General features: G+C 65.5%; 19 protein-coding genes. 14 read left to right on the top strand and 5 right to left on the bottom strand.

The annotated features are described in order from the left end of the window. The first annotated feature begins 12 nt into the window (after positions 1 to 12). Positions 13 to 1,194, top strand: coding sequence for a hypothetical protein (locus tag ACQR1I_RS32565; protein ID WP_434870521.1), 1,182 nt, complete (start codon positions 13 to 15; stop codon positions 1,192 to 1,194). Between the two features lie 231 nt (positions 1,195 to 1,425). On the opposite strand, the gene ACQR1I_RS32560 is transcribed toward ACQR1I_RS32565, so the two are convergent. After that, positions 1,426 to 1,728 carry a hypothetical protein gene (locus tag ACQR1I_RS32560; protein ID WP_434870520.1) on the bottom strand — a complete coding sequence of 101 codons (303 nt, stop codon included), beginning with the start codon at positions 1,726 to 1,728 and terminating at the stop codon, positions 1,426 to 1,428. 164 nt (positions 1,729 to 1,892) lie between these two features. Here ACQR1I_RS32560 and ACQR1I_RS32555 point away from each other — a divergent pair, with 164 nt between their 5' ends. The 10 genes from ACQR1I_RS32555 to ACQR1I_RS32510 all read left to right on the top strand — a co-directional run bounded on the left by ACQR1I_RS32555 (position 1,893) and on the right by ACQR1I_RS32510 (position 12,848). Continuing rightward, positions 1,893 to 2,372 (top strand): hypothetical protein, encoded by a 480-nt coding sequence (locus ACQR1I_RS32555; protein WP_434870519.1) that lies wholly within the window; start codon positions 1,893 to 1,895, stop codon positions 2,370 to 2,372. Between the two features lie 212 nt (positions 2,373 to 2,584). Beyond that, positions 2,585 to 3,547 carry a TAXI family TRAP transporter solute-binding subunit gene (locus ACQR1I_RS32550; RefSeq protein WP_434870518.1) on the top strand — a complete coding sequence of 321 codons (963 nt, stop codon included), beginning with the start codon at positions 2,585 to 2,587 and terminating at the stop codon, positions 3,545 to 3,547. Positions 3,548 to 3,700: 153 nt separating this feature from the next. Continuing rightward, positions 3,701 to 5,794 (top strand): TRAP transporter permease, encoded by a 2,094-nt coding sequence (locus ACQR1I_RS32545; RefSeq protein WP_434870578.1) that lies wholly within the window; start codon positions 3,701 to 3,703, stop codon positions 5,792 to 5,794. After that, a complete protein-coding gene (locus tag ACQR1I_RS32540) occupies positions 5,791 to 6,165 on the top strand; it encodes a DUF1850 domain-containing protein (RefSeq protein WP_434870517.1) in 375 nt (124 codons plus the stop codon). The genes ACQR1I_RS32545 and ACQR1I_RS32540 overlap by 4 nt, the downstream gene beginning before the upstream one ends. Positions 6,166 to 6,184: 19 nt before the next feature. Continuing rightward, positions 6,185 to 6,985 (top strand): SDR family NAD(P)-dependent oxidoreductase, encoded by an 801-nt coding sequence (locus ACQR1I_RS32535; protein ID WP_434870516.1) that lies wholly within the window; start codon positions 6,185 to 6,187, stop codon positions 6,983 to 6,985. A gap of 68 nt (positions 6,986 to 7,053) precedes the next feature. Further along, positions 7,054 to 7,824, top strand: a complete 771-nt coding sequence (locus ACQR1I_RS32530) for a tetratricopeptide repeat protein (RefSeq protein WP_434870577.1) — start codon at positions 7,054 to 7,056, stop codon at positions 7,822 to 7,824. Positions 7,825 to 7,968: 144 nt separating this feature from the next. Further along, on the top strand, positions 7,969 to 9,294 hold the full coding sequence (locus ACQR1I_RS32525; RefSeq protein WP_434870515.1) for a tetratricopeptide repeat protein: 1,326 nt from the start codon (positions 7,969 to 7,971) through the stop codon (positions 9,292 to 9,294). Positions 9,295 to 9,417: 123 nt separating this feature from the next. Next, on the top strand, positions 9,418 to 11,322 hold the full coding sequence (locus tag ACQR1I_RS32520) for a propionyl-CoA synthetase (protein ID WP_434870514.1): 1,905 nt from the start codon (positions 9,418 to 9,420) through the stop codon (positions 11,320 to 11,322). Positions 11,323 to 11,649: 327 nt separating this feature from the next. Beyond that, positions 11,650 to 11,922, top strand: a complete 273-nt coding sequence (locus ACQR1I_RS32515; protein WP_434870513.1) for a hypothetical protein — start codon at positions 11,650 to 11,652, stop codon at positions 11,920 to 11,922. Between the two features lie 194 nt (positions 11,923 to 12,116). Continuing rightward, a complete protein-coding gene (locus tag ACQR1I_RS32510; RefSeq protein WP_434870512.1) occupies positions 12,117 to 12,848 on the top strand; it encodes an OmpW/AlkL family protein in 732 nt (243 codons plus the stop codon). Between the two features lie 257 nt (positions 12,849 to 13,105). Here ACQR1I_RS32510 and ACQR1I_RS32505 read toward each other — a convergent pair whose 3' ends face one another. Then, on the bottom strand, positions 13,106 to 13,801 hold the full coding sequence (locus ACQR1I_RS32505) for a DUF1013 domain-containing protein (protein ID WP_434870511.1): 696 nt from the start codon (positions 13,799 to 13,801) through the stop codon (positions 13,106 to 13,108). A gap of 267 nt (positions 13,802 to 14,068) precedes the next feature. On the opposite strand from ACQR1I_RS32505, the gene ispH reads away from it, so the two are divergent. The 3 genes from ispH to rnhA all read left to right on the top strand — a co-directional run bounded on the left by ispH (position 14,069) and on the right by rnhA (position 16,641). Next, positions 14,069 to 15,037, top strand: a complete 969-nt coding sequence (gene ispH, locus ACQR1I_RS32500) for a 4-hydroxy-3-methylbut-2-enyl diphosphate reductase (protein ID WP_434870510.1) — start codon at positions 14,069 to 14,071, stop codon at positions 15,035 to 15,037. A gap of 171 nt (positions 15,038 to 15,208) precedes the next feature. Next, a complete protein-coding gene (locus ACQR1I_RS32495; RefSeq protein WP_434870509.1) occupies positions 15,209 to 16,180 on the top strand; it encodes a homoserine kinase in 972 nt (323 codons plus the stop codon). Beyond that, complete coding sequence (gene rnhA / locus ACQR1I_RS32490) at positions 16,177 to 16,641, top strand: ribonuclease HI (protein ID WP_434870508.1); 465 nt, start codon at positions 16,177 to 16,179, stop codon at positions 16,639 to 16,641. Before ACQR1I_RS32495 ends, rnhA begins: the two co-directional genes overlap by 4 nt. Here rnhA and ACQR1I_RS32485 read toward each other — a convergent pair. The 3 genes from ACQR1I_RS32485 to ACQR1I_RS32475 all read right to left on the bottom strand — a co-directional run bounded on the left by ACQR1I_RS32485 (position 16,638) and on the right by ACQR1I_RS32475 (position 19,370). After that, positions 16,638 to 16,823: a hypothetical protein gene (locus ACQR1I_RS32485; protein WP_434870507.1), complete on the bottom strand. Its 186-nt coding sequence runs from the start codon at positions 16,821 to 16,823 to the stop codon at positions 16,638 to 16,640. The two genes, rnhA and ACQR1I_RS32485, sit on opposite strands and share 4 nt — an antisense overlap. A 231-nt stretch (positions 16,824 to 17,054) precedes the next feature. Beyond that, entirely contained in the window at positions 17,055 to 17,540 is a 486-nt protein-coding gene (locus tag ACQR1I_RS32480; RefSeq protein ID WP_434870506.1) for a peroxiredoxin, read from the bottom strand. 141 nt (positions 17,541 to 17,681) lie between these two features. Next, positions 17,682 to 19,370: a long-chain fatty acid--CoA ligase gene (locus ACQR1I_RS32475; RefSeq protein WP_434870505.1), complete on the bottom strand. Its 1,689-nt coding sequence runs from the start codon at positions 19,368 to 19,370 to the stop codon at positions 17,682 to 17,684. Between the last annotated feature and the right edge of the window lie 46 nt (positions 19,371 to 19,416).

Below are 19,416 nucleotides of genomic sequence, written 5' to 3'. Positions count from 1 at the left end.
TAAAAGGGCAGCATGCTGCATCAGCCGATTCGCAAGCTTGCCCTGATTCTCGCCTGCGCGGTCGCAGGCGCACCGCCGTTGCTCGCCGGGGAACCCGAGCCGGTCGCAGCCCCGCGCGACGCCTTCGCCCAGATGGCCTCGCCGGCGGCGATTGCGGACTATCAACGCAAGCTCGCCGAGTACCAGGCGGCGCGCGCGGCGTTCGACCAGGAGGCGGGCGCCTATTGGAAGGCGATTTCGGACAAGCGCCGCGTCCGCAATGCCAAGCGCCGCGACCGGCAGCCGATCGGGCTCGATGACTACGTGCTCGAGCAGCCGCCGGTCTACACCGGGCCGAAGCGGCCGGTGAATCCCGAGCCGGAGCCGGAAGGCGAGCCGCGCGAACGCAAGTACATTCCGGTCGTCGCCGATCTCCTGAAGGCCGCGCAGGAGCATTTCCAGTGGTCGCCGCAGCGGCCGACCAACGACGTCGACTTCAAGCGGGCCTATGCCCGCTTTGCCGCAACCTCGGGCCTGACGCGCGAGCAGGCGGTGCGAGTCTATTCGTTCGAGACCGGCGGCAATGGCCGTCACGACTCGCAGTCCGGCTTCAAAGGCAACCGCGCGATCTCGACCGCGATCGGCTACAATCAGCTGCTCACGACCAACACGGTCGAATTGCTGGCGGAGCAGGGACCGTTGTTCATCCGCGTGCTCGGCGAGCGCGTGGCGCAGACCTCCGGCCCGGGCCGTGCCGCGCTGGAGCACAAGCTCGCCGTGCTGAAGAAGATGGTCGCCGTTGCGCGCTCGGTGCCGGACGACTGGTCGGCGCATGAGAAGATCGGCAACACCGAACAGGGCTGGGCGATGCATGCGATGGTGCTCGACATCGATGTCGGGCCGATGCTGCAGACCCACAAGCTGCTGACGTCGGTGCTGTTCGCGCGCGCCAAGGGCTATACCCGGCCGCTCTCGGCCGCCGAGCTCGAGATGATGAACCTGACCGGCGACGGCACCGGCTTCGACATGGTGACCATGCCGCTCGAGATGCGCGACCAGGTCCCGACCGCCAACTTCTTCCAGCGCGGCGGCTACGAGCGCAATCCGGTCGCCGTCCGCCACAACACCGTGGCGAAGCTGCTCGCGGTCACCGATTCCAGGATGGATTCGCTGAGCAGCCTGCCCGGCGCCAAGGAGCTGGCGGCGGCGTTCTGAGGCGTTGGGCTGCGCGATCGCGCCCGACATTCCGCTGTCGTCCCGGGCAAGCCTTGTCGTCGCATCGCGACGCCGAGGCGCCGACCCGGGACCCATAACCACAGGAGGTCGTGGTTGCGAAGATCGTAGCTCCAGCGAACTCGAACAACCGAGGGCGGTGGCTATGGGTCCCGGCGTTCGCCGGGACGACTCTGTTAGAGTGATGCGCTCGCGTTGGCCCAATGGGCCAACTCACTCGTCCGCGCCGAACGAGAAGCTGCCGTCGCCTTCGAGATAGGAGCCCGTCCGCATGTAGAGCTGCCCGTTCTGGCCGATGAAGAACAGCGTACCCCGGGGGACCTTCTTGGCGCCCTTCAGCAGCATGTCGGCGTTCTTGGTGCCCATCCTGTAGGCGAGCGTCTTGCCGTCCTTGCCGTAGGCGTAGCCCATGTCGGCCTTCAGCTCCCAAGGCTCGGGCGGCGCCGCATGGCTGGCCGTGGTCAGCGCGCAGAGGGCTCCGGCTGCAATAAGGGCTTTCAGAACCAGGCTCGTCATATGTCCTCCTCCAATCTCGAATAACTTTCGAACAAATCACGAACGGGTCGCTGCGTTGAGGCACCGCGTCCGATCTCGCGGGATTTCCCACCCGCTGCTCTCGCGATTATCCTGCAGCGTGGTTTACAAGCATAGGCCAAGAAAACGCTTTGGGGATGATTCGAATGAGCCTCGTCACGAAGATCGGTTGTATTACGGGATTGCTGCTGGTGACGTCGGCATCGGTCGCCCTGGCCGACGATTTCAAGCTGTCGAACAACCAGCGGATCGCCTGCAGCCGCGGTCTCTCGGCCGGCAAGCTGAACACGGCGGTCTGTAAGTCCTACGCCTACGTCTTCAACGTGAAGACCTCGGAATATTTCCGCTGCCAGGTGTCGCTGTCGCTGACCCGGGACAACAAGGAGGTCATCAACGTCCAGACCGACGGCGGCTGCACCAAGAAGCCGCGCGTGTTCGACACCGATTCGAAATACGAGTTCGACGCCACCGAGACCGAGCCGGCGAACACCAATTCCTTCTTCGGCAATGGCGGCTATTCGATCTGGGTGGCGGACACCACTCAGCAGAAGGTGCGGGGCTGCATCACGATCTCCTCCGGGCTCGGCTCGGACATCTCCAAATGCCTCGACATGACGTTCCAGTGAGGCGTAGCCCGGTTGAGGCATCCGTCCCCGGGGACGCGGTTGCGAACCTGGCGGCGAGGCGCGAGGTCTCATCAATGCAAGGTTGATCGGCGCGGCCGGATTGTTCCAGGCGTGCGCCACCGCTCGGCAGACGGCCACCCGCCAGCCTTTCGGATGGGTTGACCGCGCGCCTGCATCCGTCCAATTTGCCGGCAAAATCAATGGGAGGATCAATGCGCTGTTCTAAATTCTTTGGCACTGCAACCGGTCTCATTCTGGCCGCCGCCTGCGTGCTGGCCGCACCTGCCGCACAGGCGCAGAGCTTCATCAATGTGCTGACCGGCGGCACCTCGGGCGTCTATTACCCGCTCGGCGTCGCGATCGGGAAGATCTACGGCGACAAGATCCCGAACGTGAAGACCCAGGTGCAGGCCACCAAGGCGTCGGTGGAGAACCTGATCCTGCTGCAGCAGGGCCGCGGCGAACTCGCCTTCGCGCTCGGCGACTCCCTGAAATCGGCCTGGGCCGGCGAGGAGGAGGCCGGCTTCAAGTCCAAGCTGGACAAGCTGCGCACGCTCGGCGCGATCTACCCGAACTACATCCAGATCGTCGCGACGGCGGAGTCCGGGATCAAGACGCTGGCGGATCTGAAGGGCAAGAGCCTGTCGGTCGGCGCGCCCAAATCCGGCACCGAGCTGAACTCGCGCGCGATCCTGGCGGCCGCCGGCATGAGCTACAAGGATCTCGGCAAGGTCGAATACCTGCCGTTCGCCGAGTCGGTCGACCTGATGAAGAACCGTCAGCTTGGCGCCACCCTGCAATCGGCCGGCCTCGGCGTCGCCTCGCTGAAGGATCTTTCGACCTCGTCGCCGATCACCGTGGTGTCGGTGCCGAAGGAGGTGGTCGACAAGATCGGTCCGCCGTTCGTCGCCGCCACCATCCCGGCCAACACCTATACCGGCCAGGACAAGGACGTGCCGACCGCGGCCGTGATCAACTATCTCGTCACCAGCTCGGCCGTGTCGGACGATCTCGCCTACCAGATGACCAAGCTGATCTTCGAATCGCTGCCCGAGCTCGCCAATGCGCATGCCGCCGGCAAGGAGATCAAGCTGGAGACGGCGGCGCAGGACAGCCCGGTGCCGCTGCATCCGGGCGCGATCCGCTATTACAAGGAAAAGGGCGTCCTCAAGTAAGGACGCTGCACGCCGGGTCTGCATCGCGGCCCGGATCGTTCGCCATCGACTGCGCGGGAGGTGTCCCGCGCAGTCTTGTTGTTCAGGCTGGACGGTGGTGGCCGGCCGGCCGAGAGGCGTCTCGAGGGACTCATGACGATTGAAGCCGTGAACATGGAAACGCCCGTGAAGGTCGAGTTCGACAATTTCGAGCACGGCTTTCCGGAAGGTTTCGGCCCCGGCCGCTGGGGCTATCTCGCCTACGGCATCGGTCTCGCCTTCGCGGTGTTCCAGCTCTATGTCGCGGCCTTCAACTACCTGCCGAGCCAGGTCGTGCGCGGCGTGCATGTCGGCTTTCTGCTGCTCCTGACCTTCGGCCTGATTGGTAATTTCACGGCCAAGACCAATGCCGGCCGCATCGCCGGCTGGGCGATCGGCGCCATGGGCTTCCTCTGCGGTCTCTACCAGTGGATCTTCTACGCCGATCTCATCGCCCGCGACGGCGATCCGACCCGCGCCGATCTCGTCGTCGGAACGCTGCTGGCCGTGCTGATCTTCGAAGGCACGCGCCGCCTGATGGGCCTCGCGCTGCCGCTGATGTGCGGCGCCTGCCTGCTGTATTGGTTCTTCGGCCAGTATCTGCCGTCACCGCTCAATCATCGCGGCTATGATTTCGATCAGATCGTGACGCATTTGTCCTTCGGCACCGAAGGCTTCTACGGCGTGCCGATCTACGTCTCCGCCACCTACATCTTCCTGTTCATCCTGTTCGGCTCGTTCCTCGAGCACGCCGGCATGATCCAGCTGTTTACCGACGTCTCGCTTGGCCTGTTCGGCCGCACTCGCGGCGGTCCGGCCAAGGTCGCGGTGTTCGCCTCGGGCATGATGGGCACGATCTCCGGCTCCGGCGTCGCCAACGTGGTAACCGTCGGCCAGTTCACGATTCCCCTGATGATCCGATTCGGCTACCGCCGCGCCTTCGCCGCTGGTGTCGAGGCCACCGCGTCGATGGGCGGCCAGATCATGCCGCCTGTCATGGGCGCGGTCGCCTTCATCATGGCCGAGACATTGGGCGTGGACTACTCGGTCATCGTCAAGGCCGCCGTCATTCCGGCCATCCTCTATTTCGCCTCTGCGTTCTGGATGGTGCATCTCGAGGCCGGCAAGCACGGCCTGACCGGCATGAAGGCATCGGAGATCCCGAGCGCCTGGAAGGCGCTGGTCGCGCGCTGGTACCTCGTCCTGCCGCTCGCCGCGCTGGTCTACATGCTGTTCGAAGGCTTCACGCCGCTGTATGCGGGCTCGATGGGGCTCGCGCTCACGGTGGCGCTGATCCTGGGCACGTCGATCACGATGGGCTTCTCCAACCAGGTGCTGCGCTACGTGTTCTGGATCGGGCTCGCGCTCGTGGTCGGCGCGCTGTCGCGCAACGGCCTGCAGATCGTGCCGGTTGCCTCCGTCGTGGTCGCGCTGGTCATCATCACCGGCTTCGTGCGCGGCGGCATGGCGACCTTGCATGCCTGCCGCGACTCGCTGGCCGAAAGCGCCAAGTCGGCGCTCACCGTCGGCATGGCCTGCGCCATCGTCGGCGTCATCATCGGCATGATGACCCAGACCGGCGTCGGCTCGATCTTCGGCGGCTGGGTGATCGGCTTGGGCAAGACCAGCCTGTTCGCGGCGCTGATCATGACCATGCTGCTGTCGATCCTGCTCGGCACGGGCATCCCGACGATCCCGACCTACATCATCACCGCGGCGCTGGCCGCTCCCGCGCTGGCCAAGCTCGGTGTGCCCTTGATCGCGAGCCATATGTTCGCGTTCTACTACGGCATCATGGCCGATCTCTCGCCACCGGTGGCGCTGGCCGCGCTCGCTGCGGCGCCGATCGCCAAGGAGAACCCCGACAAGATCGGCTGGGAAGCGATGCGCATCGCGCTCGCCGGCTATGTCATTCCGTTCCTGTTCGTCTATTCGCCCGCACTGATGCTGCAGGCGGGCGATCCGATGGAGGCGCAGATCGGCTTCTTCGGGGCCGTGGCGTACGCGTTCGTCAAGGCGCTGATCTCGATCGGCCTGTTCGGCATGGTCGCGATCGGCTTCCTGTTCACGCGCATGACGGTGGTCGAGCGCCTGCTGGCGTTCGGCGCGTCGGTGTGCCTGCTCGGGGAGTTCCCCTACAGCGACGTGCTCGGCTTTGCGCTGGCGGTGGTGATCGTGGCCTGGCAATGGCGGCAGCGGCCGCCATCGGCCGTGGTGGCATCCGCTTGAGCCTCTGTCTCGCTTCCGCCGGCGTCGTGAAGACGCTGGCACTCGCCGCGTTCACGCTGGCCTGGACCCATTCGGTCGAGAAGACCGCGTGGCAGGAGGACTGGCGCGTCACCGCAGATGGACTTCAACTGGTCGCTGCGCGCGTGAAGGGCTCGGGCGCGGGCATGGAGCCGCCACCGGAGGCGCGGCTGATCGATGGCTGGTTCCAGTGGCCCGTGCAACGCGAGCCGCTGTCGCGGATCGTGCTCGGCAATTCCGGCGCCGCAGGTGAATGGCGGATCTGCACCGAGGGACAGTGCCGGACGCTCTCGGATATATTCGAGCACGACATCGGCGCCGCGACGATCACGATGAGCGCCTGCAACGAATAGCAAGCAACGGGAGGACGCGATGGGACGTCTCGAGGGCAAGGTGGCGCTGGTGGTGGGCGCCGGCTCGATCGGGCCGGGCTGGGGCAACGGCAAGGCCACCGCGGTGACCTTTGCGCGGCAGGGCGCCAAGGTGTTCTGCGTCGACCGCAACCGGGACGCCGCGGCTGAGACGGCTGCGATCATTTCGAGCGAGGGCGGCCAGGCCGAGGCGTTCACCGCCGACGTCTCCAAGGCGGCGGAGGTCGAGGCCATGGTCAAGGCCTGCCTCGCGTCCCATGGCCGCATCGACGTGCTCGACAACAATGTCGGCATCGCCGAGATGGGCAGCGTCGTCGACGTCGACGAAGCGGAGTGGGATCGCGTGTTCGCGGTCAACCTCAAGAGCGCCTATCTCACGATGAAGCACGTCATTCCCATCATGATCGGGCAGGGCGGCGGCTCGATCATCAACATCTCCTCGGTCGCCTCGATCCGCCAGGTCGGCATCTCCTATGTCAGCTACGGCGCCAGCAAGGCGGCGATGAACCAGATGACGCGGACGACCGCGGTCGAGTTCGCGCCGAAGCACGTCCGCGTCAATGCGATCCTGCCCGGCCTGATGAAGACGCCGATGGTGGAGCACTCTGCCGGCCTTGCGGCGAGCTACGCCAAGGGCGATGTCGAGGAGATGTGGCGCAAGCGCGATGCGCAGGTGCCGATGGGACACATGGGCGACGCCTTCGACGTCGCCAACGCCGCGCTGTTCCTCGCCTCCGACGAATCGCGCTACGTCACCGGCATCACGCTGGTGGTCGATGGCGGACTGACCTGCCGGAGCTAGCCGGGTCGATTGCATCGCGGTGGCTCCTGCGCCATACCGTGCAGGGGCGATTTCAGCGGGACGTGATGATGCAGCCATGCCGCTTCGCAACGGTCATTCAAGCCGTGCTGACCGTCGTGCTGATGCTGTCGGCGGTAGAGGCCCATGCGGTCGGTGCTGCCGAGCCGGGCAAGGAGCCGATTGCCGACGCGACCGCCTGCATCGCAGCCTCAGAGGCGGGCGATGCCGACAAGGTGCTCACCGAATGCAGCGCATTGATCGACAACCCCAAGGCGGCGAGGGCCGATCGAATCAATGCGCTGATCGCGCGGGCGTCCATCTTCATCACCCGTGGCCAGGCGGATCGCGCCATCGCCGACTATGATGTGGTGCTGCAGCTCGATCCGACGCTCGCCGACATCCTCAACGCCCGCGGCGAGCTGTATCGGAAGAAGGGCGAGCGTCCGAAAGCGCTGGCCGACTTCGCTGCGGCACTGCGACTCAACCCCGATCACGCCAGCGCACGCAGCAACTATCACGCGCTCGCCGTCGAGCTCGAACGTCTCGGTGCGCAGTTGGCCGTCGTCGGCCGGCCGAGCTTCAACTGCGCCCGGGCGCGCAGGGCCGTCGAGAAGGCGATCTGCGCCGATCCCGAGCTCGCCAACCTCGATCGCGAGATCGACGGCTCGCATGCCCGCGTGATCCGGGAAGCGGCGGGACCGGCTGCCGCACGCGCCCTGCAGCGCGAGCAGGATACCTTCATCGCCCGCCGCAATGCCGGCTTCGGCCAGCCCGGCTACGATCTCAAGAAGGCGATGCAGGATCGGCTGCGGCGGCTGAACGGCTCGGACGGCTATTAACCATCGGCCAGCTGGTTTGAACCGGGGTCCGGCTGCTGACGACAATTGCACAGTCGTCTGTCGCCAAGAACCAGCCGAGCCACGCCGATGCATGCATTCGCTCGATCGATCTCGTCCCGCTCATCTTACCGCACGCTCTGTCTGATGGCCGGCCTCGTCGCCACCATTGGAATCGTGCCCGCGTTTGCCGCTGACACCGAATGTGCGATGGGTAGCAAAGCGACCCCCTCCCAGCTGATCAGTGCCTGCACCGCTGCATTCGAGCAGGCCTCCGGCTCGCCCAGGGATCAATCCTCCGCCCTGGTGGTGCGTGCCGACGCCCAGGCGCGCACCAGCGGGGGAATGACCCAGGCGCTGAAGGATCTCGATCGCGCGATTGCGCTCGACGCAAAGAATGCGCGGGCCTTCCGGCTGCGCGGCGATCTCATGCGCGAGGCCGGCGGCGATGCCGGCAGAGCGACGGCCGATCTCAGCACGGCGATCTCGCTCGATCCCAATGATGCCGAGGCCTATGAGCTGCGCGGCGTCGTCTATACCGAGCAGCGCCGGCTCGATCGCGCGCTCGCCGACTACGATCAGGCGATCCGCCTGAAGCCGGACTATGCTCAGGCCTATGCCGATCGCGGCGTCGCGTTCTATCTGCGCGGCGACAACGAGAAGGCGGTACTGGACTACAACGAAGCCATCCGCCTCGATCCCGACCGTCCCCGCACCTTCACCAACCGCGCCGCCGCCTACAAGAAGCTGGGCCAGACCGACAAGGCGCTCGCCGACGATCACGAGGCGATCCGGCGTGATCCGAAAGTGCCGGAATATTTCGACAATCGCGGCCTCACCTATGCGTCGCTCGGCGAGTACGACAAGGCGATCGCAGATTATGACCAGGCGATCAAGCTGCAGCCGAAGCCGAATTTCCTGACCAACCGCGGCGATTCCTATCAGTTCAAGAACGAGCTGGGCTCGGCCCTGAGCGACTACGACGCGGCGCTGCGGCTCGATCCCAACTTCGCGCTCGCCTACAACAACCGTGCCGTGCTGTTCAAGAAGATGGGCGAGCGCGCCAAGGCGCTGGCGGACTATGAGGCCGCGCTGCGGCTTGACCCGGGCAACGACAATGCCGCCAGCGGCCGCCGCATCATGATGGCCGAGATCAAGAAGTTCGGTGCCGAGCCGCCCCGTCCATTGAATGCGCCCTCGGAGCGCAGCGGCCCGTCGTTCGAGTGCGCCACTGCCGTGCGCGAGGTCGAGAAGGTCATCTGTGCCGATCCGCAGCTCTCGGTCCTCGATCTCGGGATTTCCGAAAGCTACGCGCGTCTGCTGAAGTCCTCGCGCGGCCGCTCCGCCTCCGAGCTGCGCGGCGCTCAGCGCGACTTCATCGCCGAGCGCAACGCCCGGTTCGGCAAGCCCGGCTACGACCTTCGTCTAGCCCTGCAGCGCCGGCTGGATACGCTCCGCGACGCAGCGCATTGATCTGGCCGCAGAAAATGCCGTGACCCAGGGTTGCGCCTGATCTGGATCAATTCATGACGGCTTGAACTGTCGCTTTGTCCCGTGACAATAGTCCGGAATAAACACAGATCTTGGGGAAACGTCATGAGCGCTGCGAGCCGCTATCACGAGGTCCATGCACGGTCGCTGCAGGATCCGGAAGGTTTCTGGGCGGAGGCCGCGCGCGCGATCGACTGGATCGAGCCGGCCAAGAAAGTGTTCGACCCGTCGATGGGGGCCTACGGCCGCTGGTTCGCCGGCGCCGTCGTCAACACCTGCTACAACGCGCTCGACCGTCATGTCGCCGCCGGCCGCGGCGAGCAGCTGGCGCTGATCCACGATTCGCCGCTCACCAACTCCGTCACCCGGCTCACTTATGCCGAGATGCTGAAGGAGGTGCAGACGCTCGCCGCGGTCATGCAGGATTTCGGCGTCGGCAAGGGTGATCGCGTCATCCTCTACATGCCGATGGTGCCGGAGGCGATGGTTGCGATGCTTGCCTGCGCGCGCATCGGCGCGGTGCACTCGGTTGTGTTCGGCGGCTTCGCCGCGAAGGAGCTCGCCACCCGCATCGACGACGCCATGCCGAAGCTGGTGCTGTCGGCGAGCTGCGGCATCGAGCCCGGCCGCATCGTGCAGTACAAGCCGCTGCTCGACCAGGCCATCGAGCTTGCGGACAAGCGCCCGCAGGCCTGCATCATCCTGCAGCGGCCCGAGCATGCCTGCGAGCTCAAGCCCGGCCGCGACTACGACTGGGCGGCGCTGCGCAAATCCGCGCTCGCCAATAACAAGCTCGCACCCTGCGTGCCGGTGCTGGCGACCGATCCGCTCTACATCCTCTACACGTCCGGCACGACAGGCGTGCCGAAGGGCGTGGTGCGCGACAACGGCGGACACCTCGTCGCGCTGAAATGGTCGATGGAAAATCTCTACGGCATCAAGCCGGGCGAGGTGTGGTGGTGTGCCTCCGACATCGGCTGGGTCGTCGGCCACAGCTACATCATCTACGGGCCGCTGATCCATGGCGCGACCTCGGTGATGTATGAGGGCAAGCCGGTCGGCACGCCGGATGCCGGCGCGTTCTGGCGCGTGATCGCCGATCACAAGGCGGTGGCGCTGTTCACGGCGCCCACGGCGTTCCGTGCCATCCGCAAGGAGGATCCGGAGGGAACGTTCCTGCGCAAATACGATCTGTCGCAGTTCCGCACGCTGTTCCTGGCCGGCGAGCGCGCCGACCCGCCGACGGTGGAATGGGCCGAGCAGCAGCTCAAGGTGCCGGTGATCGATCACTGGTGGCAGACCGAGACGGGCTGGTGCATCGCCGGCAATCCGGTCGGCCTTGGCCTGTTGCCGGTCAAGCACGGCTCGCCGACGGTGCCGATGCCGGGCTATCAGGTCGACATCGTCGACGAGGCAGCCAAGCCCGTGCCGGCGAATACGATGGGCTCGATCGTGATCAAGCTGCCGATGCCGCCGGGCTGCCTGCCGACCTTGTGGCAGCAGGAGGATCGCTTCAAGGAATCCTATCTCAGCGAATTCCCTGGCTACTACAAGACCTCGGACGCCGGTTTCAAGGACGAGGACGGCTACGTCTTCGTGATGGGGCGCACCGACGACATCATCAACGTCGCCGGACATCGGCTGTCGACCGGCGGCATGGAGGAGATTCTCGCCTCGCATCCCGACGTCGCCGAATGCGCCGTGCTCGGCATCAAGGATGCGATCAAGGGCGAGGTGCCCTGCGGCTTCCTGGTGCTCAAGGCCGGCGTGTCGCGCAGCCCGTCGGTGATCGAGAAGGAGATCGTGGCGCTGGTGCGCGACAAGCTCGGCCCGGTCGCGGCGTTCAAGCTCGCGATCACCGTCGGCCGCCTGCCGAAGACCCGCTCCGGCAAGATCCTGCGTGGCACGATCAAGAAGATCGCCGATGGCGAGCAGTGGAGCATGCCGGCGACGATCGAGGACCCCAAGGTGCTCGACGAGATCGGCGAGGCGCTGAAGAGCCGGGTATAGCGGGCGCTGCTCATGGCCGATGTGTAGCTCCGGCTTCGGAGCTGATTACTCTCCGTGAACACGCTGACAGTGTGTTCATGGTTCGCAGCGGCCGCTCCGCCGCTCGCCCCTCATGGTGAGGAGCGTCGCCCTTGCGACGCGTCTCGAACCATGAGGCCAGAGCTGGGGCCTCGCCCTTCGAGACGCCCGCCCCTGGCGCGCTCCTCAGGGTGAGGGGTGGAAGCTTCTTCATCACATGAGAAGCGATTGCGGTGCCGGGCTTGACCCGGGCGCTCATTGTCGTCAAGCAACGGCTTCAGACCGCCGATGACGAGAATGGAACGCTCGATGCGACAGACTTCCGCCCGCCTTGCCTTGGTTCTGATGGCCGCGCTCTCGCTCGCGTCTTGCGCCGCCCGCAATGACGCCGCAGCGATCGCGCGCGGCAATGATGACGACGATGCCGTCTGCCAGGCCGGTGGCAAGGTCGCGCCGGGGTCGCCCGACTATGTCGCCTGCCGCAAGGACCGCGACGTGCAGCGGCAGCGCGCCGAGGCGCGCGCCGATCGGCGCCAGCGCGATCTCGGCGAGTTCATGCTCAATCATCCCGATCGTCACTGAGCGCGACTGCAAGCGCGTCTCATGGCGCGTGACTTCACGGCAACAGGTTTTGCGACATCGGCGCTGCAGCAACGCCGGTTGATTGAAATCAAATCCAACGCGACGGCGTCCCTGCCACACCTGTGGCCGCAAGCGCGGCGTGGCCCGCGCAATTCAAGCGGAAGTGTAGCTCACGTGTGGCTATGGGGACCTCGATGAATACTTTGTTGAAACTCTCGTCGTCGCTGCTGGTGCTGGCGGCGGTCTGCGGAGCCATGGGCTCCGCGCAGGCAGCCGATCTGCAGGCGGCGCCCGTCTATGCCAAGGCTCCGGTGGTCGAGGCTTGGAATCCCTGGATGCTGCGCGTCCGCGCGCTGGGCGTGCTGCCGGATGCCGGCGGATCGACCGTGAACGTGACCGGCGTTCCGGCGCTGTCGTCACCGAATTCGAGCCTGACGATTTCCAACTCTGTCGTTCCCGAGCTCGACATCAGCTACTTCTTCACCAGGAACATCGCGGCTGAACTGATCCTCGGCGTCACCCGGCATTCGATCAGCGGCACCGGCGCGCTCAACGGCCTCAACATCGGCAAGTCCTGGCTGCTGCCGCCGACGCTGACGCTGCAATATCACTTCACCGATTTCGGCGCGTTCAAGCCCTATGTCGGCGCTGGCGTGAACTACACGGTGTTCTACAATCAGAACGCCGCCAACCAGGTGTCGAACGGCCTCGCCGTCACCAGCCTGCACATCTCCAACCAGTGGGGCGCCGCGGTCCAGTTCGGCTTCGACTACATGCTCGACAAGCATTGGGGCCTGAACGTCGACGTCAAGAAGCTGTGGCTGCAGCCGAACTACTCGGCGACCGTCAACGGCGTCACCGCGGTCTCCGGCCGCGCCAACATCGACCCGTGGCTGGTCGGCGCCGGCGTCACCTACAAGTTCTGATTTTGTTGCGTTCCTCCCAAGACTTGACATGGCGCCGGCGGTTCCGGCGCCATTTTTTTCGAAGACGCTCTTTCGTTGGGAGTTTGGTGAGGCGGGAGCCTCGCGCCTCCACGCCGCTGTCGTCCCGGCCTTGAGCCGGGACCCATACGCCGCAGCGGGAATGAGGAAGGAAGCGCCGAGTCACAGCCGGCGCGGGCGACTACGCAAGCCGGTGGTTATGGGTCCCGGCGTTCGCCGGGACGACAGCAAGGAGCGTCCTACTCCTCGTCCTCGTCGTGCTTCTTGCCGCCGATGGTCTTGAGCTTGGCGAACACGGCGTCGACGTTGAGGTCGTCCTCGTCGCGGCCGGCCGGCTCGTACTCGTCCTTGCGGGTGGTCTCGGAGGCCGGCAGCAGGGTGGCGCCGCTGTAATTGGCGTCGAGCGGCTTCTCCTTGGCGGCGCGCTGCACCTCGAAATCGAGCTCGATCTGCGAGCAAAGGCCGAGGGTGACCGGATCCATCGGCGTCAGGGTCTGCGCGTTCCAATGGGTGCGGTCGCGGACGCTGGCGATGGTGGTCTTGGTGGTGCCGACGAGACGCATGATCGAGGCGTCCTTGAGTTCGGGATGGTTCCGCACCAGCCAGAGGATGGCGCTCGGGCGCTCGTGACGGCGCGACACCGGGGTGTAGCGCGGGCCCTTGCGCTTCGGCTGCGGCGGCAGCACGACCTTGCTCTCCTGCAGGCGCAGGCGGTAGTTCGGGTCGCGCTCGGCCTTCTCGATCTCCTCGCGGGTGAGCTGGCCGGTCGAGATCGGGTCCATGCCCTTGATGCCCTGGGCCGCGTCACCGTCGGCAATGGCGCGCACCTCGAGCGGGTGCATCTTGGTAAAATCGGCGACCTGGTCGAAGGTCAACGCGGTATTGTCGACCAGCCACACGGCCGTTGCCTTCGGCATCAGCGGGGCATTGCTCATGGCAAATCTCCTTTGTGCTCCGCCCACTCTTCGGAGGCGAAACCTGCGGTCATCGACGATGACGGGAATTAGCCCTATATAAGCCGTCCGAGGGGCGCGGCGCAATGGCCTGACGAAAACAGCCTTGACAGCGCTCGAAAGCAGTCCCAAGTCCTACCCAAACGCATTCTAGCTCGAAGCCGTGACGTATCGACCGCCCCGCTTGCCGGCCCGGGGTTTTCCGGTCGCCGCAACAAGCCGCACAGATCAGGCCCTTAAGATCAGCCCATGGCAGCCAAACCAGACCTCAAAATCGTGCTTTGCTCGCCCCGCGGCTTCTGCGCCGGCGTGGTGCGCGCCATCGATACCGTCGAGCGGGCGCTCACCATCTACGGCGCGCCGGTCTATGTCCGCCACGAGATCGTGCACAATAAATACGTCGTGGACAGCCTGAAGACCAAGGGCGCCATCTTCGTCGAGGAACTGGCCGAGATCCCCGACAGTACCAACGCACCGGTGGTGTTTTCGGCCCATGGCGTGCCGAAATCGGTTCCAGCCGAGGCCCAGGCGCGCAATTTCTTCTCCCTGGACGCGACCTGCCCGCTGGTCACCAAGGTGCACCGCGAGGCCGCGATCCACTTCAAGCGCGGCCGCGAGATCCTGCTGATCGGCCATTCGCACCATCCGGAGGTGGTCGGCACGGTCGGCCAGCTGCCGGCCGGTGCCGTGACCCTGATCGAGACCGCCGAGGACGCGGCGACCTTCACCCCGAAGGACCCGAACAACCTCGCTTTCGTGACCCAGACCACGCTGTCGATCGACGACACCAAGGATATCGTCGCGATCCTCAAGGGCCGGTTCCCGAACATCTCGGGCCCGCACAAGGAAGACATCTGCTACGCCACCACCAATCGCCAGCTGGCGGTGAAGAAGGTGGCGCCGGTGGTCGATGCGCTGATCGTGGTCGGCGCGCCGAACTCCTCGAACTCGCAGCGCCTGCGCGAGGTCGCCGAGCGCGAGGGCTGCCCGATTGCGGTGCTGGCGCAGCGCGCCTCCGACATCGACTGGTCGCGCTTCGAGGGCATCAAGAGCCTGGGCATCACCGCCGGCGCCTCGGCGCCCGAGGTGATCGTCGAGGAGATCATGGGCGCCTTTGCCGAGCGCTACACGCTCCACGTCGAAACGGTCTCGGCCGCCGAGGAGAACGAGTTCTTCCCGCTGCCGCGCTCGTTGCGGCCGGAAGCGGCTGCCGAGTAGCGCCTTCCGCTTCGCCCGTCCTTTTCGTCGGTCCTTTTCGGGCGATCGGTGGCGCATCGGCCTTGAACGAAGCGCCGGCATGCGCGATGAAGGGCGCAACGGGCCTCCCTGGTCTCGAAGTTCGCATCGGGGGAGGCGGCGCCAGGCGAACTTCGACAATCAGGATAGCGCATGGCGGTCTACACCGACGTCGCCGCCGACGAGCTTGCGGACTTCCTCAAGACCTACGACATCGGCGAGCTGCTCTCCTACAAGGGCATCGCCGAGGGCGTCGAGAATTCCAACTTCCTGCTCCACACCACCAAGGGCTATTTCATCCTCACGCTCTATGAGAAGCGCGTGGCGGTGGACGACCTGCCGTATTTCCTGGGGCTGATGGCGCATCTCGCCGAGCGCGGCGTCGTCTGCCCGCAGCCGGCGCGCAATCGCGACGGTGCTGTCTATTCGAGCCTGTCGGGCCGGCCCGCGGCGATCATCAACTTCCTGGAAGGGATGTGGCCGCGCAAGCCGGCCGTCGTGCACTGCGCCGGTGTCGGCGAGGCGCTGGCCCGCATGCATCTCGCCGGTCGCGACTTTCCGCTGGTGCGCAAGAACCCGCTCTCGGTGTCCGGCTGGCGTCCGTTGTTCGCCCAGGCGGGCGGCCGCGCCGATACTGTGCAGGCCGGCCTGTCCGCGCTGCTGTCGACCGAGCTCGACCTGCTCGAGCGCTCATGGCCGACGGACCTGCCCGAGGGCGTCATTCACGCCGACCTGTTTCCCGACAACGTGTTCTTCCTCGGCGACCAGCTGTCGGGCCTGATCGACTTCCCGTTCTCCTGCAACGACATTCTCGCCTACGACGTCGCGATCTGCCTCAACGCCTGGTGCTTCGAGGCCGATCATTCGCTCAACGTCACCAAGGCGCGCGCCTTCTTCAACGCCTATGGCCGCGTGCGGCCGCTGTCGCAGGCGGAGCTCGACGCGTTGCCGCTGCTGGCGCGCGGCGCGGCGATCCGCTTCCTGCTGACGCGGCTGGTCGACTGGCTCAACGTGCCCGCGGGCGCGCTGGTGAAGCCGAAGGATCCGCTCGAATATGTCCGCAAGCTGCGCTTCCATCAGGCGGTGACCAGCGTGCGCGACTACGGCATCGGAGCTGCGACGTGAGCGAGCCCCCGATCGTCAGCATCTTCACCGACGGTGCCTGCTCGGGCAATCCTGGGCCCGGCGGCTGGGGCGCGATCCTGCGCTTCGGCGACAAGGAAAAAGAGCTCAACGGCGGCGAGCCGCACACCACCAACAACCGCATGGAGCTGATGGCCGCGATCTCGGCACTGGAGGCGCTGAAGAAGCCGTGCCAGGTCGAGCTCTACACCGACAGCCAATATGTCCGGCAGGGCATCACCGGCTGGATCCACGGCTGGAAGCGCAACGGCTGGAAGACCGCCGACAAGAAGCCGGTCAAGAACGCCGAGCTATGGCAGCGCCTCGACGCGGCGCTGAAGCCGCACAAGGTCAACTGGCACTGGGTCAAGGGACACGCCGGCCACCCCGAGAACGAGCGCGCCGACCAGTTAGCGCGCGATGGGGTTGCGATGGCGAGGATGCAGAAGAACGTGCGGAGTTAGCCATATCGCCATTTGAGCGTCCGGCGGACCAGGAGGGTCGCGACGATCAAGACGAACTCCGCGCCCCAGAACCAGCGTCCTGCGGCCGTGAAGCCCATGTGCTCACGGGCCATGTACATCGCCAATCCGAGCACGATCAGCGCCATGACGCTGCCGAGCCAATAGAGCGGATCGCGCGTCATTCCGCTCGCCACATGCTCCGCCGTGTCATCAAAGATCCGGCGCACGCGCCAGAGGCAAAAGACAGCTACGGCGCAGGCGATCAGGATTGTTGTCATGCGATCTCCCGGCCCAGTCCTAGCGACAGAACGCTTTCCGATGCTCTTCTCGATCCGGTAAAATGAGAAGGAACAAAAAAGCAAAAGGCCCGCGCGGTAGCGCGGGCCTTCGTATTCAGATCAAGCCAAGCTGGCTCACAGCTGCCCGAGCAGCGTATCGCCGCCGGAGACCTCGACCTTGCCGGGGGCGGCCTCGAGGTTGAGCTTGGTCACCGTGCCGTCCTCGACCAGCATCGAATAGCGCTTGGAGCGGATGCCGAGGCCGGCGCCGGAGGCGTCGAGTTCCATGCCGATCGCCTTGGTGAAGTCGGCATTGCCGTCGGCCAGGAACACGGCCTCGTCGCGCTGGTCGGTGTCGCGCTTCCAGGCGTTCATGACGAAGGCGTCGTTGACGGAGATGATGCCGATAGTGTCGACGCCCTTGTCCTTGATCGCATAGGCGTTGAGGAAGATGCTGGGAAGATGCATCTTGTGGCAGGTGCCGGTGTAGGCGCCGGGCACCGCGAACAGCGCGACCTTCTTGCCCTTGAAGATGTCGTCGGTGGTTTTGACCTGCGGGCCTTCGGCGGTCATGACGCGGAATTGCGCCTGCGGCAGCTTGTCGCCAACCTGAATGGTCATTCGAGTAACTCCTTCCCCTGGATGTCGCGCCAATAATGTCTTGCGCCTGGCGCGGTACACTATTCGGCGGGCCGGAAACGGCAACGGCCCGCCGTGATCACGTATCCGTCATCGCATGCCGGATGCAGCCCGCCAAGCGGCTCAGGCCGCCGCCGGCGGCTTCTTGTCGTCACGCAGCTCGCGGCGCAGGATCTTGCCGACATTGGTCTTGGGCAGCTCGGTCCTGAACTCGATCTGCTTCGGCACCTTGTAGTTGGTCAGCTGCTCGTGGCAGTGCTTGATGATGGCCTCGGGCGTGAGGTTCGGATCCTTCTTGACCACGAACGCCTTGACGACCTCGCCGGTCTTGGCGTCGGGCAGCCCGATGACCGCGGTTTCGAGCACGCCGGGATGCGCCGCGATCACTTCCTCGACCTCGTTGGGATAGACGTTGAAGCCCGAGACCAGGATCATGTCCTTCTTGCGGTCGACGATCTTGATCGATCCGTCCGCGGCCATGATGCCGATGTCGCCGGTGCGGAAGAAGCCGTCCGACGTCATCACCTTGGCGGTCTCGTCGGGACGATTCCAGTAGCCGGCCATCACCTGCGGCCCCTTGGCGCAGATCTCGCCGGCTTGTCCCAGCGGCACCTCGTTGCCGTCATCATCGCGGATCGACAGCCACGTCGAGGGCAGCGGCAGGCCGATGGTGCCGGTGAACTCCGTCGAGGTCGGCAGGTTGCAGGTCAGGACCGGAGCGGTTTCGGACAGCCCGTAGCCTTCGGCGATGCTGCAGCCGGTCGCCTGTTTCCATTGTTCGGCCACCGGCCGCTGCACGGCCATGCCGCCGCCGTTCGAGACCTTGAGCTTCGAGAAGTCGAGCTTCTTGAAGTCGGGGTGCTGCAGCAGGCCGTTGTAGAGCGTGTTGACGGCCGGGAAGTTGTTGACCTGATACTTCATCAGCTCCTTGATGAAGCCGGCGATGTCGCGCGGATTGGGGATCAGCAGGTTGGTGCCGCCCGCACGCACCGCGAGCAGGAAGCAGCAGGTCAGCGCGAAGATGTGATACAGCGGCAGGGCGCAGACGATCAGCAGCTGATCGACATGCGGCGGCTTGTCCATCACCGGCTGCAGCCAGGCATCGTTCTGCAGCACATTGGCGATGACGTTGCGGTGGAGCAGCGTGGCGCCCTTGGAGACGCCGGTGGTGCCGCCGGTATATTGCAGGAAGGCGACGTCGTCGGGACCGATGGCCGGCTTCTGCATGCGCTTGCCGCGGCCGGCGGCGAGCGCATCGTTGAACGAGACGGAGCCGGGCAGCGAGAACGCCGGCACCATCTTCTTCAGGCGACGGACGACGAGGTTGACGATCACGCCCTTGAAGCCGAGCAGGTCGCCCATGCTGGCGACGACGACGTGCTTGACCTGGGTGTGCCCGATCACCTGCTGCACGGTGTGCGCGAAATTCTCCAGCACGATGATCGCTTCGGCGCCGGAGTCCTTCAACTGGTGCTCGAGCTCGCGCGGCGTATACAGCGGGTTGACGTTGACGACCGCGTAACCGGCGCGCAGCACGGCCGCGATCGCGACCGGGTATTGCAGCACGTTCGGCATCATCAGCGCGACGCGCGCGCCCTTGGACAGCCCCAGTCCCTGCAGATAGGCGCCCATCGCCGTCGACATCTCGTCGAGCTCACGGTAGCTGATCGCCTTGTCCATGCAGATCAAGGCGCGGCGGTCTGCGAATTTCTTGAAGCTCTCTTCCAGCAGATCGACGAGCGATGAGTACTTGCTCGGGTCGATGTCGGCGGGAACGCCGGCCGGATAGTGCTTGAGCCAGATGCGCTCCATGAACCTTCCTCTCTGATCGTCTCTTATGGTCGCGATTCGTTCTGCG

The organism is Bradyrhizobium sp. HKCCYLS2038, assembly GCF_051167655.1.
Classification (GTDB): Bacteria; Pseudomonadota; Alphaproteobacteria; order Rhizobiales; family Xanthobacteraceae; genus Bradyrhizobium.
Note: the sequence above shows the minus strand (reverse complement) of the source record. Positions and strands in the feature narration are given on the sequence as shown.

What these genes read in the sequence shown, in the direction of transcription:
- ACQR1I_RS32565 (WP_434870521.1), top strand. Translation starts at nt 13, where the DNA reads ATGCTGCATCAGCCGATTCGCAAGCTTGCCCTGATTCTCGCCTGCGCG.
- ACQR1I_RS32560 (WP_434870520.1), bottom strand. Translation starts at nt 1,728, where the DNA reads ATGACGAGCCTGGTTCTGAAAGCCCTTATTGCAGCCGGAGCCCTCTGC.
- ACQR1I_RS32555 (WP_434870519.1), top strand. Translation starts at nt 1,893, where the DNA reads ATGAGCCTCGTCACGAAGATCGGTTGTATTACGGGATTGCTGCTGGTG.
- ACQR1I_RS32550 (WP_434870518.1), top strand. Translation starts at nt 2,585, where the DNA reads ATGCGCTGTTCTAAATTCTTTGGCACTGCAACCGGTCTCATTCTGGCC.
- ACQR1I_RS32545 (WP_434870578.1), top strand. Translation starts at nt 3,701, where the DNA reads ATGGAAACGCCCGTGAAGGTCGAGTTCGACAATTTCGAGCACGGCTTT.
- ACQR1I_RS32535 (WP_434870516.1), top strand. Translation starts at nt 6,185, where the DNA reads ATGGGACGTCTCGAGGGCAAGGTGGCGCTGGTGGTGGGCGCCGGCTCG.
- ACQR1I_RS32530 (WP_434870577.1), top strand. Translation starts at nt 7,054, where the DNA reads ATGCAGCCATGCCGCTTCGCAACGGTCATTCAAGCCGTGCTGACCGTC.
- ACQR1I_RS32525 (WP_434870515.1), top strand. Translation starts at nt 7,969, where the DNA reads ATGGCCGGCCTCGTCGCCACCATTGGAATCGTGCCCGCGTTTGCCGCT.
- ACQR1I_RS32520 (WP_434870514.1), top strand. Translation starts at nt 9,418, where the DNA reads ATGAGCGCTGCGAGCCGCTATCACGAGGTCCATGCACGGTCGCTGCAG.
- ACQR1I_RS32515 (WP_434870513.1), top strand. Translation starts at nt 11,650, where the DNA reads ATGCGACAGACTTCCGCCCGCCTTGCCTTGGTTCTGATGGCCGCGCTC.
- ACQR1I_RS32510 (WP_434870512.1), top strand. Translation starts at nt 12,117, where the DNA reads ATGAATACTTTGTTGAAACTCTCGTCGTCGCTGCTGGTGCTGGCGGCG.
- ACQR1I_RS32505 (WP_434870511.1), bottom strand. Translation starts at nt 13,801, where the DNA reads ATGAGCAATGCCCCGCTGATGCCGAAGGCAACGGCCGTGTGGCTGGTC.
- ispH (WP_434870510.1), top strand. Translation starts at nt 14,069, where the DNA reads ATGGCAGCCAAACCAGACCTCAAAATCGTGCTTTGCTCGCCCCGCGGC.
- ACQR1I_RS32495 (WP_434870509.1), top strand. Translation starts at nt 15,209, where the DNA reads ATGGCGGTCTACACCGACGTCGCCGCCGACGAGCTTGCGGACTTCCTC.
- ACQR1I_RS32485 (WP_434870507.1), bottom strand. Translation starts at nt 16,823, where the DNA reads ATGACGCGCGATCCGCTCTATTGGCTCGGCAGCGTCATGGCGCTGATC.
- ACQR1I_RS32480 (WP_434870506.1), bottom strand. Translation starts at nt 17,540, where the DNA reads ATGACCATTCAGGTTGGCGACAAGCTGCCGCAGGCGCAATTCCGCGTC.
- ACQR1I_RS32475 (WP_434870505.1), bottom strand. Translation starts at nt 19,370, where the DNA reads ATGGAGCGCATCTGGCTCAAGCACTATCCGGCCGGCGTTCCCGCCGAC.